The sequence below is a fragment of the Rhizobium sp. Nf11,1 genome (assembly GCF_050587665.1).
Taxonomy (GTDB): Bacteria; Pseudomonadota; Alphaproteobacteria; order Rhizobiales; family Rhizobiaceae; genus Rhizobium.
Genome location: NZ_JBOBHU010000018.1, coordinates 75,178 through 89,489 on the forward strand (window position 1 = coordinate 75,178; position 14,312 = coordinate 89,489).

General features: G+C 62.3%; 14 protein-coding genes. 2 read left to right on the top strand and 12 right to left on the bottom strand.

Annotated features, from left to right (window positions below; genetic code table 11):
• Positions 1–3 precede the first annotated feature (3 nt).
• The gene (gene pcsA, locus ACQ7C1_RS23515) at positions 4–732 is read right to left on the bottom strand and encodes a phosphatidylcholine synthase (protein ID WP_430959978.1); all 729 of its coding nucleotides are present in this window, start codon (positions 730–732) and stop codon (positions 4–6) included.
• Between the two features lie 343 nt (positions 733–1,075).
• Here pcsA and ACQ7C1_RS23520 point away from each other — a divergent pair, with 343 nt between their 5' ends.
• Positions 1,076–1,888: a ferredoxin--NADP reductase gene (locus ACQ7C1_RS23520; protein WP_430959979.1), complete on the top strand. Its 813-nt coding sequence runs from the start codon at positions 1,076–1,078 to the stop codon at positions 1,886–1,888.
• A gap of 49 nt (positions 1,889–1,937) precedes the next feature.
• On the opposite strand, the gene ACQ7C1_RS23525 is transcribed toward ACQ7C1_RS23520, so the two are convergent.
• The 6 genes from ACQ7C1_RS23525 to ACQ7C1_RS23550 all read right to left on the bottom strand — a co-directional run bounded on the left by ACQ7C1_RS23525 (position 1,938) and on the right by ACQ7C1_RS23550 (position 6,655).
• Positions 1,938–2,552, bottom strand: a complete 615-nt coding sequence (locus ACQ7C1_RS23525; protein ID WP_430959980.1) for a GntR family transcriptional regulator — start codon at positions 2,550–2,552, stop codon at positions 1,938–1,940.
• 83 nt (positions 2,553–2,635) lie between these two features.
• Complete coding sequence (locus ACQ7C1_RS23530) at positions 2,636–3,838, bottom strand: ABC transporter permease (RefSeq protein ID WP_430959981.1); 1,203 nt, start codon at positions 3,836–3,838, stop codon at positions 2,636–2,638.
• On the bottom strand, positions 3,828–4,544 hold the full coding sequence (locus ACQ7C1_RS23535) for an ABC transporter ATP-binding protein (protein WP_430959982.1): 717 nt from the start codon (positions 4,542–4,544) through the stop codon (positions 3,828–3,830). The genes ACQ7C1_RS23530 and ACQ7C1_RS23535 overlap by 11 nt, the downstream gene beginning before the upstream one ends.
• An 11-nt stretch (positions 4,545–4,555) precedes the next feature.
• A complete protein-coding gene (locus ACQ7C1_RS23540) occupies positions 4,556–5,848 on the bottom strand; it encodes an efflux RND transporter periplasmic adaptor subunit (RefSeq protein WP_430959983.1) in 1,293 nt (430 codons plus the stop codon).
• 213 nt (positions 5,849–6,061) lie between these two features.
• Positions 6,062–6,436, bottom strand: coding sequence for a GFA family protein (locus ACQ7C1_RS23545; protein ID WP_430959984.1), 375 nt, complete (start codon positions 6,434–6,436; stop codon positions 6,062–6,064).
• 9 nt (positions 6,437–6,445) lie between these two features.
• Positions 6,446–6,655, bottom strand: coding sequence for a hypothetical protein (locus tag ACQ7C1_RS23550; protein WP_085778133.1), 210 nt, complete (start codon positions 6,653–6,655; stop codon positions 6,446–6,448).
• A gap of 354 nt (positions 6,656–7,009) precedes the next feature.
• Between ACQ7C1_RS23550 and ACQ7C1_RS23555 the strand changes: the two genes are divergently transcribed.
• Positions 7,010–7,192, top strand: a complete 183-nt coding sequence (locus ACQ7C1_RS23555) for a hypothetical protein (RefSeq protein ID WP_430959985.1) — start codon at positions 7,010–7,012, stop codon at positions 7,190–7,192.
• Between the two features lie 57 nt (positions 7,193–7,249).
• Here the strand turns inward: ACQ7C1_RS23555 and ACQ7C1_RS23560 are convergent, their stop codons facing one another.
• From ACQ7C1_RS23560 to ACQ7C1_RS23580, 5 genes are all read right to left on the bottom strand, one after another.
• Positions 7,250–8,329 (bottom strand): ABC transporter ATP-binding protein, encoded by a 1,080-nt coding sequence (locus tag ACQ7C1_RS23560; protein ID WP_430959986.1) that lies wholly within the window; start codon positions 8,327–8,329, stop codon positions 7,250–7,252.
• A gap of 18 nt (positions 8,330–8,347) precedes the next feature.
• A complete protein-coding gene (locus ACQ7C1_RS23565) occupies positions 8,348–9,397 on the bottom strand; it encodes a carbohydrate ABC transporter permease (RefSeq protein ID WP_097601142.1) in 1,050 nt (349 codons plus the stop codon).
• On the bottom strand, positions 9,394–10,431 hold the full coding sequence (locus tag ACQ7C1_RS23570) for a carbohydrate ABC transporter permease (RefSeq protein ID WP_430959987.1): 1,038 nt from the start codon (positions 10,429–10,431) through the stop codon (positions 9,394–9,396). Before ACQ7C1_RS23570 ends, ACQ7C1_RS23565 begins: the two co-directional genes overlap by 4 nt.
• Positions 10,432–10,442: 11 nt before the next feature.
• The gene (locus tag ACQ7C1_RS23575; RefSeq protein WP_430959988.1) at positions 10,443–11,702 is read right to left on the bottom strand and encodes an ABC transporter substrate-binding protein; all 1,260 of its coding nucleotides are present in this window, start codon (positions 11,700–11,702) and stop codon (positions 10,443–10,445) included.
• Between the two features lie 67 nt (positions 11,703–11,769).
• The gene (locus ACQ7C1_RS23580) at positions 11,770–14,289 is read right to left on the bottom strand and encodes a hypothetical protein (RefSeq protein ID WP_430959989.1); all 2,520 of its coding nucleotides are present in this window, start codon (positions 14,287–14,289) and stop codon (positions 11,770–11,772) included.
• Between the last annotated feature and the right edge of the window lie 23 nt (positions 14,290–14,312).

The window sequence follows — 14,312 nt, forward strand, 5'->3', positions numbered from 1 at the left end:
CCTTCAAGCTTCGCGTCCAAGGGCGGGGAAGAATTGCAGCACCGCGCCGATGACGTAAAGATAGAGCCCGGTCACAATGAAGAGAATGAGCGCCCATTCCGGCGTTTCGAAATGCATCAGCAGCGAATAGACGCCGAGCGCCGACCATAGCAGGAAGACGCCGAGATTGAGCGGGCGCAGTCTTTTCACTCTGACCGGATGGAGGAAATTGATCGGCAGGAAGGTCAGCACCACCGAAATCGTGACGACGGCGAGCGCGGTCGTCGCGCTGGCATCGATGACGAACAGGGTGAAGACGATCATGTTCCAGACGACGGGAAAGCCGGAGAAGAAATACTCGTCGGTCTTCATGCCCATGTCTGCGTAATAGATGGCACTGGAGACGACGATCATGCCGGCGGCGGCGAAGGACCAGGGCTCGCCGATCATGCCGCTCTGGTAGAGCGCGAAGGCCGGCAGGAGCACATAGGTAACGTAATCGATAATATTGTCGAGCGTATCGCCCGACCAGTTCGGCAGCACCTCCTTGACACGCACCTTGCGGGCAATCGGCCCATCGATGCCATCGACCAGTAGAGCCAGACCCAGCCACCAGAACATGTCGATGAAGCGGTGCTCGGCGGCGGCGACCACTCCGAGGAAGGCGAGGAAGGAGCCGGAAGCCGTCAGGATATGAACGGAAAAGGCGCGCATTTCCGCGTAAGGAACACGCTTGTAATTGAAAATCTTCATAACCCCCCGACCGCCTGTCGCGCTCGCCCTGGCAAGCGTGTTTATCGCCATCATCACCTGACCCTGTTCCTGAATCGGGCTCGACGGCGTAGGTCTTTGTTGTCGCACCGCTTTTGCCGAAATCAGCATCCAATTGCGGCGCGCCGCTCTAATATGCATCCTTTGGCGGGCTTCGCCAGCGGGAAATACGACATTCCCCGCCAACCATTGAATCCTGACAGGGACACGCATATTTCCTTTCATGAGCGCTGCGTGGAATGGAATGCCTTTAATTCCGGCCGGATATGTAATATCTGCCTCGCATCCGATAAGTTCATCCGACGAAACGGGATCCTCTACCGCAATGAACGCGCCTGCCAAGACCGAAGACTTCGCATCGTCCATCCCCGCCGGCGTCTATGCCGAGACGGTGCTCAGCGTGACGCATTACACCGACCGGCTCTTCCGCTTCACGATGACCCGGCCGCAGGGCTTCCGTTTCCGTTCCGGCGAATTCGCGATGATCGGCCTGATGGTCGAGGGCAAGCCGGTCTTCCGCGCCTATTCGATCGCCAGCCCCGCCTGGGCCGAAGAACTCGAGTTCTTCTCGATCAAGGTGCCGGACGGTCCGCTCACCTCGCATCTTCAGGCGATCAAGCCGGGCGACCAGGTGCTGATGCGCAAGAAGCCGACGGGCACGCTGGTGCTCGATGCGCTGACGCCTGGCCGCCGCCTCTACATGTTTTCGACGGGAACCGGCGTTGCGCCTTTTGCCAGCCTGATCCGCGATCCCGAGACCTATGAAAAATTCGAGGAAGTCATCCTCACCCATACGACGCGCGATGTCGCCGAACTGAAATACGGTTTCGACCTCGTGCATGAGATCCAGAATGACGAACTGCTGAAGGAAGTGGTCGGCGACAAGCTCCGTCATTATGCGACTGTTACGCGCGAGAATTTCGAATATCGCGGCCGCATCACCGACCTGATCTCTTCAGGCAAGCTGTTTACCGATCTCGGCGTGCCGCCCCTCGATCCGGCAATCGACCGCGGCATGATCTGCGGCTCCTCGGCCATGCTGAAGGATACCAAGGAACTGCTGGAGAAGGCCGGCCTCAATGAGGGCGCCAACAGCAAGCCCGCCGAATTCGTCATCGAACGGGCCTTCGTCGGCTGACACTCTTTCGACAATCGATCTGAGAACGGCTCCGGAAACGGGGCCGTTTTTATGCGCGGGCGAGATAGTCGATCAATGCCGCCATCGCCGCATGCGCCTCATCCGGTCTGCCCTGCTGAATGGCCCGAATAGCGCCGACATGCAGCGCGATGGCGCGGTCCATGCGTTCCGGGCTTGCGGTGGAATACCAGAGGCGACGCGAATGGGTCTGCACTGGGCCAAGCGCCGCCATGATGAAGCCGTTCGGGCAGGCATCCTCGAGGATCTCGTCGAAAGCCTTGTCGGCGGCGAAGAAGCCGGCGAGATCGCCCGTGGCGGCGCATTCCTCCATGGCGCGAGCGCAGTCGCCCAGGCGATCGCGCTGTTCGCCGCCCGCATGTTCGGCGACCAATGCCGCAGCAATCGGCTCCAGTTCGCGGCGCACCTGCATGACATTGCCATGATCCTCCGGCGCGATCTCGGCAACCTGCAATCCGACACGTGGCTTCACCAGGATCAGCCCCTGCCAAGCGAGTTTCTGAATCGCCTCGCGCACCGGCGTGCGTCCGTGGCCCGCCATATCGATCAGCTGCTTTTCGGTGACGAGCGCACCGGGTTTCAGCACCAGCGTGACGATCAGATGCTCGAGCGCGAGATAGGCAAGGTGGCTTTGTGACGTCAGCATGCCGATAATTCCGTAGCCCACCTGATATATCACATCCTGGCATGGTGAAGATTCGAAGACAAGGGGAGCCGCGCGTCGGCCCTTCACTCGTGCCGCAACGCCTCGATCGGATTGAGCTGTGCTGCCCTTCTTGCCGGGAAATAACCGAAAATCATGCCGATTGCGGCGGAGAAGAGGAAGGAGACGGCGACCATCATCGGGCTGAAGACGAAGGGGACTTTCAGGAGGGTGACCGCCACCAGACCGAGGCTCAGGCCGAGCACGATGCCGGTGATACCGCCGAAGAGCGAGAGCGCCACCGCCTCGACCAGGAACTGAGTGAGCACCTGGTTTTCGAGGGCGCCGATCGCCAGGCGAATGCCGATTTCCCGAGTTCGTTCGGTGACGGAGACCAGCATGATGTTCATGATGCCGATGCCGCCGACGAGCAGGCTGATCGCGGCGACGGCGCCGAGCAGGCCGGTGAGCAGCGTCGTCGTGCCGGTCATCGCCTCGGCGATCTGTGTCATGTCGTTGACATTGAAATCGTCCTGGCGGCCGGGAATGATCTTGCGGCGCTCACGCAGCAGATTTTCGACATCGGCCTGCACCTTCGCCGTGGAGACGCCGTCTCGCGCCGAAATGATGATCTGCGGCACGTTGCTGTTGCCGCTGATGCGCCGCTGGAACACCTTGACCGGCATGATGACGACGTCATCTTGATCGGTGCCCATCCCGGACTGACCGCGCTTGGCGAGCACGCCGATGACCGGGCAGGAAACCTTGCCGATGCGGATCTGCTGGCCGAGCGGGTCGGCGGCGCCGAAGAGCTGCGAGCGGACCGTCTCGCCGATGATGCAGCGGGACTGGCCGCGCTCCTCGGCCGGGGTGAAATTGCGGCCGAGCGCCAGGTTCCAGTCCTGCGCGACGAAATAATCGTTGGTGGTGCCGTAGACACTGGTCGAATGGTTCTGGCCGCCAAAAATCACCGTTGCCGTCGATTGGTTGAGCGGCGCCACCGCCCTCAAGCCGCCGATCTGGTCACGGATGGCGGCGACATCCTTGACGCTGAAGCGTTTGGCCTCGGAGCTCGCCCGCCCTGGGCCGAACTGGCCGGGACGGACGAACAGCATGTTGGTGCCGAGCCGCGACAATTCGGTTGAAACCTGGGCGGTCGTACCGTTGCCGATCGTCACCAGCGCTATGACGGCGGCAACGCCGATGACAACGCCGAGAACGGTGAGGAACGAACGCAGCATGTTGCGGCTGATGGCGCGCAGCGCGAGCTTCAGCGTCTCAAAGAACATGATCCGCCCTCCTGCGATGCTCCAGCTCAGTCTCCAGCTTGCCGTCGACGAAGCGCAGCAGCCGTCCGGCATAGGCGGCGATATCGGGCTCGTGCGTGACCATGACGATGGTGATGCTCTGCTCGCGGTTCAGCCGCGTCATCAGATCCATGATCTCGACGCTGGTCTTGGTGTCGAGATTGCCCGTCGGCTCGTCGGCGAGCAGCAGCGCCGGCTCGGTGACGATGGCGCGGGCGATGGCGACGCGCTGTTGCTGGCCGCCTGAGAGCTCCTGCGTCTTGTGATGTTCGCGGCCGGACAGGCCGACCAGCGCAAGTGCCTCGTGCGCTCGTTCGCGCCGTTCACGCACCGGCATGCCGCGATAGATCAGCGGCAGTTCGACATTCTCGACCGCCGAGGTGCGCGACAGAAGGTTGAAGCCCTGGAAGACGAAGCCCAGCATGTGGCGGCGCAACAGCGTCAGCTGGCTGCGGTCGAAGCCGCTGGTCGGAATGCCCTGGAAGATGTAATCGCCCGATGTCGGCACGTCGAGACAGCCGAGAATGTTCATCGCCGTCGACTTTCCGGAGCCTGACGGCCCCATGATCGCGACGAATTCATGGGCATCGATCGCAAGATCTACATGGTCGAGCGCGCGGATCGCCGCCTCACCCTCGCCATAGATTTTCGAGACCTTCCTGAACTCGATGAGCGGCGGCATTGTCATCGTCTCTCCGCCTAGTTCGTCCGCACCGTGGCGTCGGTCACCAGGGCGTCATCTTCCTTGAGTTCGCCCGATACTACCTGGGTAAACTGGCCATCGGACGACCCGGCCTGGATGACGACGGGCGCGGCGCGGCCATTGCGCAGCACCCAGACGCGGCGCTGCGCCCCCGTCAGCGCCTGGCCGGAATCGCCGCCGCGCCGGCGTGGTGGCCCGAAAATTGCGAGAATACCGCGCCCGCGCCGTTCCGCCTGCGGCGGGGCATAACGCAGCGCCGCATTCGGCACCATCAGCGTGTCCTTGACGGCCTCGACGGTGATATCGGCGGTCGCGGTCATGCCGGGGCGGAGCAGCAGATCGGCATTATCGACCGAGAGGACCGCCTTATAGGTCACCACATTGTTGACCACTTCGGAGGCGAAGCGGATCTGCTCGATCTCGGCAGGGAACGACCGGTCGGGATAGGCATCGACGGTGAACTTCGCCTTCTGGCCGACGGCGATCTTGCCGACGTCGGCCTCGTCGACATCGACCTGCAGCTCCATCTTCTTGAGATCGCCGGCGATGGTGAAGAGAATGGGCGCCGAAAGCGAGGCGGCGACGGTGGCGCCCGGATTGACGGAACGGGTGAGGATCACGCCGTCGATCGGCGAGACGATTTTTGCCTTGGCGAGATTGACCTCGGCAAGCTGCAGATCGGCCTCCGCGGCCAGCACCTCGGCTTCGTTGATCTGTTTGGCAGCGACGGCGGAATCATATTTGTAGGTGGCGTCGTCGAGGCTCTGCTGTGTGGAGACATTGCTCCTGACCAGGCTCTTCAGCCGCTCGAGCGAGGTGCTCGCCGATTCGAGATCGGCATTGGCCTTGGCGACGTTCGCCTTGGCCGAATTGACCTTGGCGCGCGAGCTCTTCACATCCGCCTCGAGCTTGTTGGTGTCGAGCAGCGCCAGCACGTCGCCCGCCTTGATCGTGCTGTTATAGTCGACGTTGACGTCACGGACGGTGCCGGAAAGTTCGCTCGAGATGTCAACTTGCTCGGTCGGCTGCACCGAACCGGTGGCGGTGACAAGCACCGTCAGGTCGCCGCGTTTTGCCGGCTGCGTGGTGTAGCTCACCTCGCTTTGCCCCCGGCCGACATAGAAATAGGCGGCAGCTGCGGTGGCAACGAGGATGATCAGCAGAACCAGCAAACGCCCGCGCCAGCGGCCCCGCTTGTTCTGCCTTGCCGACGCGGCAAGTACCGCAGCGAGGTCGGGCGTCCCGCCGGCCTTTGCTCCGGTTTCTTCGCCGCTTACGATTTTGTTCATGTCATCCTCGATCAGTCAGTGGCCGCATCGGCCTGCAATGAAATAATCACACCGCAGATGAACCGGGAATTAGCGGTTGCCGCCGAACTGGCACGGAATTGCGGACGGGTGAAATGAAATATTGGTAACAAAACTCAAGTTTCAGTACCGCGGAGCCTATAGCGCCAAAATCCCCAGCGTTTCGCCCTCCTGACAGGCAGAAATTGCCCACCGTCAATCGAGATCCTCGGTAAATTGCCCGGCACCCGGCAGCGGATGCAGCCAGGCTTCGCGCCGCTTGATCCACACTTCATGGTTCGGCTCAAGATCCGTCGGCGGACCGTCGAGAGAGCCGAGGCGGATTTCCACCGTCGCCTCCTGAAGGCAGAAGAGCCTGCTGCCGCAGGCGGGGCAAAAGCTGCGGCCGGCGAATGTGGCAATCTCGCCGCTATGGGAAAATGCCGGACGGGGCCAGAGCGCAAAGAACACGAAGGCGGAACCACTCGATTTGCGGCAATCAGCGCAGTGGCAGAGGCCGACGCGAAGCGGCTCGCCTTCCACTCGGTAGGCGACCGCTCCGCAAAGGCAGCTTCCCGTTCTGATCCTCATTGACGGCCGTCAGGAGTCGAGCTTGGTGGGGAGGCCCGGCGGACGGCGCTTTGCCGCCATCAGCAGATCGAGCTCGGTGGCGGACGGGCCAAACTTGTCATAGAGGCGCTTAGCCTCCTTGTCGTCCAACCGGTATTTTCTGGCAAATTCGCTCATGCTGTAGGGGCGGCCACGCAACACTCTTCGCGCCGGGGTCGCCGTTTTCGGTGCGTCGGTCATGGTTTTCTCCTTTCATCAGCTTCCCTGTAAGTTAGAGCGGCCCATCTATTTGAAAAGAGTCGAGCGGCCTCGGCAGGGCCATCAACCGAAGCGGATGCGGCTGATTTTCCTGGAACCTTTTTGCCGAGAGACGGTTCTCGAAGCGAGGCTGCGGGCCGCTGGAGAACATCAGGATTTTTCCGCTTTCTCCCGATGGCCAACGAACTGGCAGGCGAGCTCCCTACCCGCCCGGTCCGCTACCTCATCCTCATTCCGGCGAGATCACGAAATGTTAAAATGCGGAACGCATGCGCCGGGGCGAGGTTGTCCAAACGAGGTCGACGTGGCCTCAGTTCAAAACCAAGGAGAAACCAAATGGCAAACCAAGGTGGAACCCATGAACAGCACGTCAAGGCTGGGCAGCAGAGTCACAAGAATGACTCCAATACCCGCAGCGCCTCTTCAGGCGGCCGCGTCGCGCAGTCCAGTGGAACCCGCGGCGGCAGCCATGAGCAGCATGTAAAGGCTGGTCAACAAAGCCACAAGAACAGCCACTAAAGCTGTCATGACATGAAACTCGGCCCGCGCCCTCCATTCCGGCGCGGGCTTTTTGTTTCAAATCAAACGCCGGCCGTCCTCGCCGAAAAGGTGCAGAACCTCGGGATCGAGATGGAGCGGCAGGCTGTCGCCGGATTGCATCTTCTGCTGGCCGGCAAAGACGGCGATCAGCTTCTTGCCGGCGGCTTCGGTGTGGACGACGGTTTCAGATCCCAGTTCCTCGACAAGGGTGATCCGCGTGTCCAGCCTGCCTGCGGCGGCTGCATCGGCGAGACTGATGTGTTGAGGTCGGATGCCGATGCTGACCCTCTCGCCCACCGGGCGCGCCTCCCTGGCTAGGACGGAAAGGCGATGGCCGCCGACGGTTTCGACTTGCGCGAAACCACCCTCGTGACCGACAATCGAGGCTTCCAGAAAATTCATGTGCGGCGCGCCGATGAAGCCGGCGACGAAACGGTTTGCCGGTTTATTGTAGAGTTCCAGGGGTGTTCCCACCTGCTCGATCCTGCCGCCTCTCAGCACGACGATGCGGTTTGCGAGCGTCATCGCCTCGACCTGATCATGGGTGACGTAGATCATCGTCGCCTTCAGGCGAGCGTGGAGCGCGGCGAGTTCGGCGCGCATGCTCACCCGGAGCTCGGCGTCAAGATTGGAGAGTGGCTCATCGAGCAGGAAGGCATCCGGCCGGCGCACGATGGCGCGGCCGATCGCGACGCGCTGACGCTGGCCGCCGGAGAGCTGGCCCGGACGCCGCTGCAGAAACGGCTCGATCTCCAGCATGCGGGCGGCATCAGCGATGCGGGCTTCGATCTCGGCCTTGGCCACCTTGGTGTTCTCCAGGCCGAAGGCAAGGTTTTCGCGCACGCTCATATGCGGATAAAGAGCATAGGACTGGAAGACCATGGCAAGGCCGCGGTCGGCCGCACCGATCGCAGTGACGTCCTTGCCGTCGATGGCGATACTGCCGCCTGTGGGCTTGTCGAGTCCGGCGATCAGGCGCAGCAACGTCGATTTTCCACACCCGGACGGGCCGACGAAAGCGACGAACTCGCCGTCATTGACCTCAAGCGAGACATCGCGGATGACCTCGACGGCGCCGAAATTCTTGACGATGTTCCTGAGCTCGAGTCCGCTCATGCACTCTCCTGTTTCATATTATTTCAGCCCCGAGCCGGCGATACCAGTCGTGATGAAGCGCTGCAGGAAGACGAAGATCAGCACAACCGGGATCATCGAGACGACGGTCATGGCGAGGATATAGTGCCACTGCACATTGAGCTCGCCGGCATAGACGTTGAGGCCGACCTGCAGCGTGTAGAGTTCCTTGCGCGACAGCACGATCAGCGGCCAGAGGAAGTCGTTCCAGCGCCAGACCACCGAGAAGATCGCCAGCACCGCCAGCGCCGGCGCCGACAACGGCAGGATGATGCGCCAGTAGATCTGCCATTCGCTGGCCTTGTCCATGCGCGCGGCGTCGATCAGTTCATCGGGGATCGTCAGCATGTATTGGCGGAGCAGGAAGACGCCCGTCGGCGTAGCGACGGTCGGCAGGATGACGCCCCAGAGGCTGTCGAAGAGGTTCAAGCTGCCAATGACGGAATAGAGCGGCACGACGATGACCGAGAGCGGCACCATCAGCGTTGCCAGGATCATCAGCATGACAGCGGTGCGGCCGGGGAACTGATATTTCGACAGCGCAAAGGCGGCCATCGAATTGACCAGCAGGGTGATGGCCGTCGCCACCACCGTTACGAAGACGGAGTTGCGCAGGAACAGGAAGAAGTCGAAGCGCTGGAAAGGTTCGGTGTAGTTGTTGGTCGCGAATTCGACCTCACGCACCGGCGTACGGTCCTTGATGTTGACCTTGACGATTTCGCCCGGTTGTTTCGGATCGATCATCTGGCCCATGATGCCGATGCGGCGGACTTCGGCGAGCACATGAGTGCTGCCATCCGGCATCGTCACATTATAGAGCGGCAAAGGCTTGTCATAGCCCGGCACAACGGCCTGCTCGGTGACATAGGGCAGGACGGACGGCGGGAACTCGGCAAGGGCAGCTGGCGTCTTGAACGAGGAGAAGACCAGCCAGATGGCCGGGCCGAACATCAGGATGACGCCTGAAATCAGCCAGATCCAGGTGACGACGTCGGTCCAGTGCCAGCCGCGGCCGCGGCGGCGAAGCAGGAAGGTGGTGACGGCGCTCATAGACGTTTGCCCTTCTTCTCGTTGCGGCTGCTTGCGGCGAGCTGAACCAGGGTCAGGATGACGAGCACGATGCCCATCAGGATCGAGGCGGCCGAGGCGAGCCCCGGATTGCGCAGCGAACTGGCAAAGCCGGTCTCGTAAATGAACTGGGTGATGTACATGGTGCTGGTGCCCGGCCCGCCGCCGGTGAGCACGAAAACCTCGTCGAAGATCTGCACGGCGCGGATCAGCGCCAGGACCAGAACGACGATGAGGTTCGGCATCAGCAGCGGCAAGGTGATGCGCCGGAAGATGCGGGTGGGGCTCGCTTTGTCCATTGCCGCCGCCTCATAGAGATCCCTCGGGATCGCCTGCAGGCCGGCGAGCAGGATCAGCGCATAAAAGCCCATATGCGCCCAGACCGAAACAAACACGGCGAAGAAGAAGGCCCAGAAACGATCGCTGAGCCAGGAGAAGGGTTCGAAGCCGAAAGGACTCAGCGCATAGTTCAACAGGCCCTCCCGCTGAAGGATCCATTTCCAGATCAGGCCGACGACGACGGGCGACAGCAGCACGGGGAAGAAGAAGACGGCGCGCCAGAAGCCGCGATTGGAAAGTTCGCGGTTGAGGATCAACGCCGTTCCGAGTGCCGCGAGCAGCATTGCCGAGACCTGGAAGACGACGAAGACGGCGGTGTTGCGCACGGCGGCCCAGAAGGTGTCGGCAGCACAAGTCGAGGGGTCGAGATAGGAGCGGCAATCGAAGAGGATGCGGTACTGCTCAGCGCCGACATAAGTCCTGTTCGGCAGGAAGATGGCGCCGCCGCTCGTCGTCGAATAGATGAAGTTGATGACCAGCGGCAGGAGCACGAACACGGAAAAGATCAGCATGTTAGGCGCCAGGAAGACGCCCGCCATGCCGTTCAGCCCCGTCAGCTTCTGCCAGGCGCGCATCGGGATATCGATCATCCCCATGGCGAGCCTGACAGGCGCAAGGAGCGCCTGCCGCAGACCGGCTTTCGCCGGTGGTTCGGAAGAAACCGTCTTCTCCGCCATCCGCTCTTCCGTCAGTTGCCGCCGACCTTGGCCTTGATGTCCTCGTCGATGCGGGCATAGGCATCGTCGAGCTTCATTTCGCCGGCGATCACCTGGCTGATGCGGGCAACGATGGCGCTGTAATAGGCGTCCGACCACTTCCAGCCCGGCAGCTTCAGCGCAGCCGGGGCCGTCTGGCCGGCCGATTCAACGAAGGCCTTCAGCGCCGCCTTCACATGCGGATTGTCGGTCTTGAAGTCCACCTGGCCGGCGGCTACGCCCTTATGCGCCGGGATGAACAGGCTGCGCTCGGCGAATTCCTTCTGCACGTCGGCGCTTGCCAGGTAGTCCATCACCTTGGCGACGTCCTTCGGGTTCTTGGTGTATTTGACGGCGACCAGACCGGCGCCGCCCTGCATGCCGCTGCAGGCCACCGTGCCGCACGGGCTTCCGGCCATGACCCAATCGAAACCGTCGCCGATCTTCTGCGCGAAGCCTGAAACCTGCCAGCTGCCGGAATAATAATAGGCGAGACCGCCATTGATGAAGTCGTCGGCGGCAGCGCGATAGGTGCTGCCGGCAGCACTGACCCAGACGTCCTTGTTGACGGTGCCGTCCTCGTTCCACTTGACGAAGCGGCTGAGGAATTCCTTGGCGCCCTGGTCGATGGGTGCCGGCTTGCCGTCGGCGGCGATATAGTTGGCGCCGTAGGAGATGTTAGGGCCGGTGACGCGGTGGCCGGAGCGGTCGATCGCCATGGCGAAGACCTTCTGACTATCAGCGACCTTTTTGGCCGCTGCAGCCCAGTCGTCCCAGGTTGCCTTCGGGCCGGGAATTTCGACGCCGGCCTGCTCGAACAGCGTCTTGTTGACAAAGCCGCCGGTGAGCGTCAGCTGGGTCATGAAGCCAGTGATGGCGTTCGAGCCGTCGGGACGCATCCAGTCAGCCTGGGCGCCGAAATTCTCGTCCCAATATTTCGCATCGGTGAGGAGCGGGCGGAGATCGAGCCAGTGCTGCGACTGCGCCTTCAGATTGGTGACGCGGGCGATATCAGGCCCCTTCCCGGCTTCCAGCTGTACCGGCAGCTGTTCCTTGACGACGTCATAGGAGACTTCATCGAGGATGACGTTGACATCGGGATTGGCCTTGGAGAAGCGCGCCAGCAGATCCTTGATCACCTCGCCTTCGCCGCCGTCGGAATACCACATGATGCGCACATCGCCGGCATGGGCGGCAACGGAACTCAAGAGAACCGCAGCAAAGGCCGCGGCGATCGATTTCATTCTGGTCATAGTCTCCTCCTCTTGACCGATGAACTTCTGCATCCGGCCAGGTCCTCCACCTGTCCGGACATGTCATTTACGAAGCAGCGCGCCGCTGCTGCCTGCCCGCTATCTCCAGATGTATCGCGTCTCCTCGCACTGACCAGTCTGACGGCTTGAGAATACGGCCTTCGGCGCGCACGGTGCCGTCCTCTTCGAAGACAACCTGACCATAATCCGGGTCATCGATGATCAAGGCGCCCTCATTGCCGCGGCGAGCAGCAAGCGAGGCGAAACGCGCCCGCATGCCGTCGAGGCCGTCTTCGCGCCCAAGATCGGAAAGGCGGACGATCCAGCGGCCGGCGCGACCGGCCAGGCGCAGCTCGACATCCGTCGTCGGGCCGTATTTCACCGGTTCGAGCGGTCCGCTACCGATCAGCATCGCCAGACCGTTGCCGGAACGGGCAAGCGCCAGCCTGCCGCTGACAAACGTGTCGTCGAAGGCTTCGAGCGGAAACCAGGCATGGGTGAAATCCGGCTGTCCGTCGTGGATGTCGAAATCGAGAATGGCCAGGTCACGATATTGATGGACGCGCGGCAGCGTTCCGCAGCCGCCCCAGAAACTGGGCCGGCCGTAGCCGAACTGGATGGTTTCGCCGGGATGGTTGATCCAGATCTGCGCTTCCGGCCGCTCGCCCAAACGCAAATGCAACACGGTCTCCTGATAGCCCCAGGCGCCGGGGCGATAATGGGCGATGGTGCCGAGCGCGGTGTCGCGCGTCTTGTAGTGATAGAGGGCGGCGAAACGGTTCTCGCCCTGGGAAAAGGTCCATTCCTGCGCGTCGTCGGACTGGTGCGCCGCGATCGCCGCGAGCTCATCGGGAAAACGCAGGCCGTGATCGCGGATGCAGACGGCCAGCTGCGGCAGTGCGTGGACGCGTCGGCCGTACCAGCCGCGGCCCCAGAGCAGCCGAGCAATGGCCGACAGCTCGACCGAGCGGCCCGGGCGCAGCGTGTGTTCGTAGGAGCGGCCCTGGCTGCCGGTCAGCATGCCATGATGGGCCGAACGGGCGACAATTTCCATCAGGCGGACGATGCTGGCGCTCGCCCGGGCGCGGATCGCTTCATCCGGGGCGCAGGCAGCAAGCGCCGTCAGCCCTTTGAGGTCGATCGGGAAATAGGGAACGGAATTCCACTCAGCCATTTCCCAGCGCTCGAAATGATCGAGCCAGGCGCGGACGCGCTCTTCGCCGACCCTCATCTGCTCGGCGCCGGTGCGGCCGGAACGGACGAAGACGGCGTCGGGGAACAGCCTGCCGCCGAGGTAGGCGGCGGTGTGGAAGAGCAGCGCGTGGTTCTCCGAAAAATACCATTGCACGTCGTTGCCGGGCTCGTCCATCCAGTAGCGATAGCCGAGAACCGCGCGCTCGATCCTCTGCCGCAGATCCTGCGACAGCAGATCGCTCCAGCGCGTATAGGCAAAGAGCAGCGGCACCAGAACGAAATCGGCGCAGTCATGACAATCCTCGATAACCGGCAGCATCGCCGAGATCATCGCCTCGGTCTCCTCGCCGCCCTGCCCCAAAGCAAGGCGCGCGAAGGCGCAGACCGTATCCGGCTCGGAATGGGCGGCGACCTCGGCAAGTGCCTCGGCGACGCGATCCTCGAGCGCGGCGGGCGCCAGCCCCTGGCGCTGGGGATGGCAGATCTCGACGCCGAGCGTGCGGCCGAGCGAAAGTTTGCCTGTTTTGAACGTGATGCGGAAATGGCGGAAATCGGCGGGCATGTCGGCCGAGGGGCCGAGTTCTAGCTTCATCGCCCCCGCTTGCAGCGCGAAATCATAATCGAAGCGCTCGACCGACATGAAGTCGCCTTCGATCTCGACATGACAGCTCAGCGCCACCGGCAGCGGCGCGGGAAACAGGATCGTCACGTCCTCGCCGAGATAGGCGGTGCGGTCGAAGCGCATGCCTTCGAGGATTGCCTCCAGCCCGTCCGCGTCACCGGCGGCGATGGGAACAGGCACCGATATTTCGACTTCCGGACCTACGAGATAATCCAGCTGGAAATAGAAGCGGGCGTCGCGTTCGGCGAGATCGTCGAAATAGACGCGGACCTCGTTGAGCCCAGCCGTCAACTCCACTTCAAATGTCTGCTGAGCTTCCAGATTGCGCTGGCAAGGCGCCATAAAACCCTGCTCGCGACCGTTGACGAAGAGGATGGCGCCGCCGCAGGTCGACAGGCGCAGCGTGGCCGGTCCCGCTGACTGCGTATCGAGGAAGGTGCGCGCCCAGCAGCCGATGCGTGTCGGGCGAAACCAGAAGCCGGAGAGATCGACGCGCGGCGACGAAAAGGGAAGCCACCAGCGGACGGCCTCGAATTCGGCAGCCGGCTGCGGCCGCCGCCCGGCGAAACATGCCTTGAATTCGGTGCGGCAGGGATATTCGTGCGGAATGAAATTCTTTGTCTTGGTGACGAAGAAAAACGGATCCATGTCGCCTTTCATCGGCCGGTCGGCAACGTCGTAGCGCTCCTGCGAGAGAGAGCCGAGCTGCCAGTAGACGATCGGGCTTTTTTTCGCGGTCTTGCGGCGGAGATAGGATTCTTCGGCGGCCATGCTTCAGCCCGCTTGAATCTTGA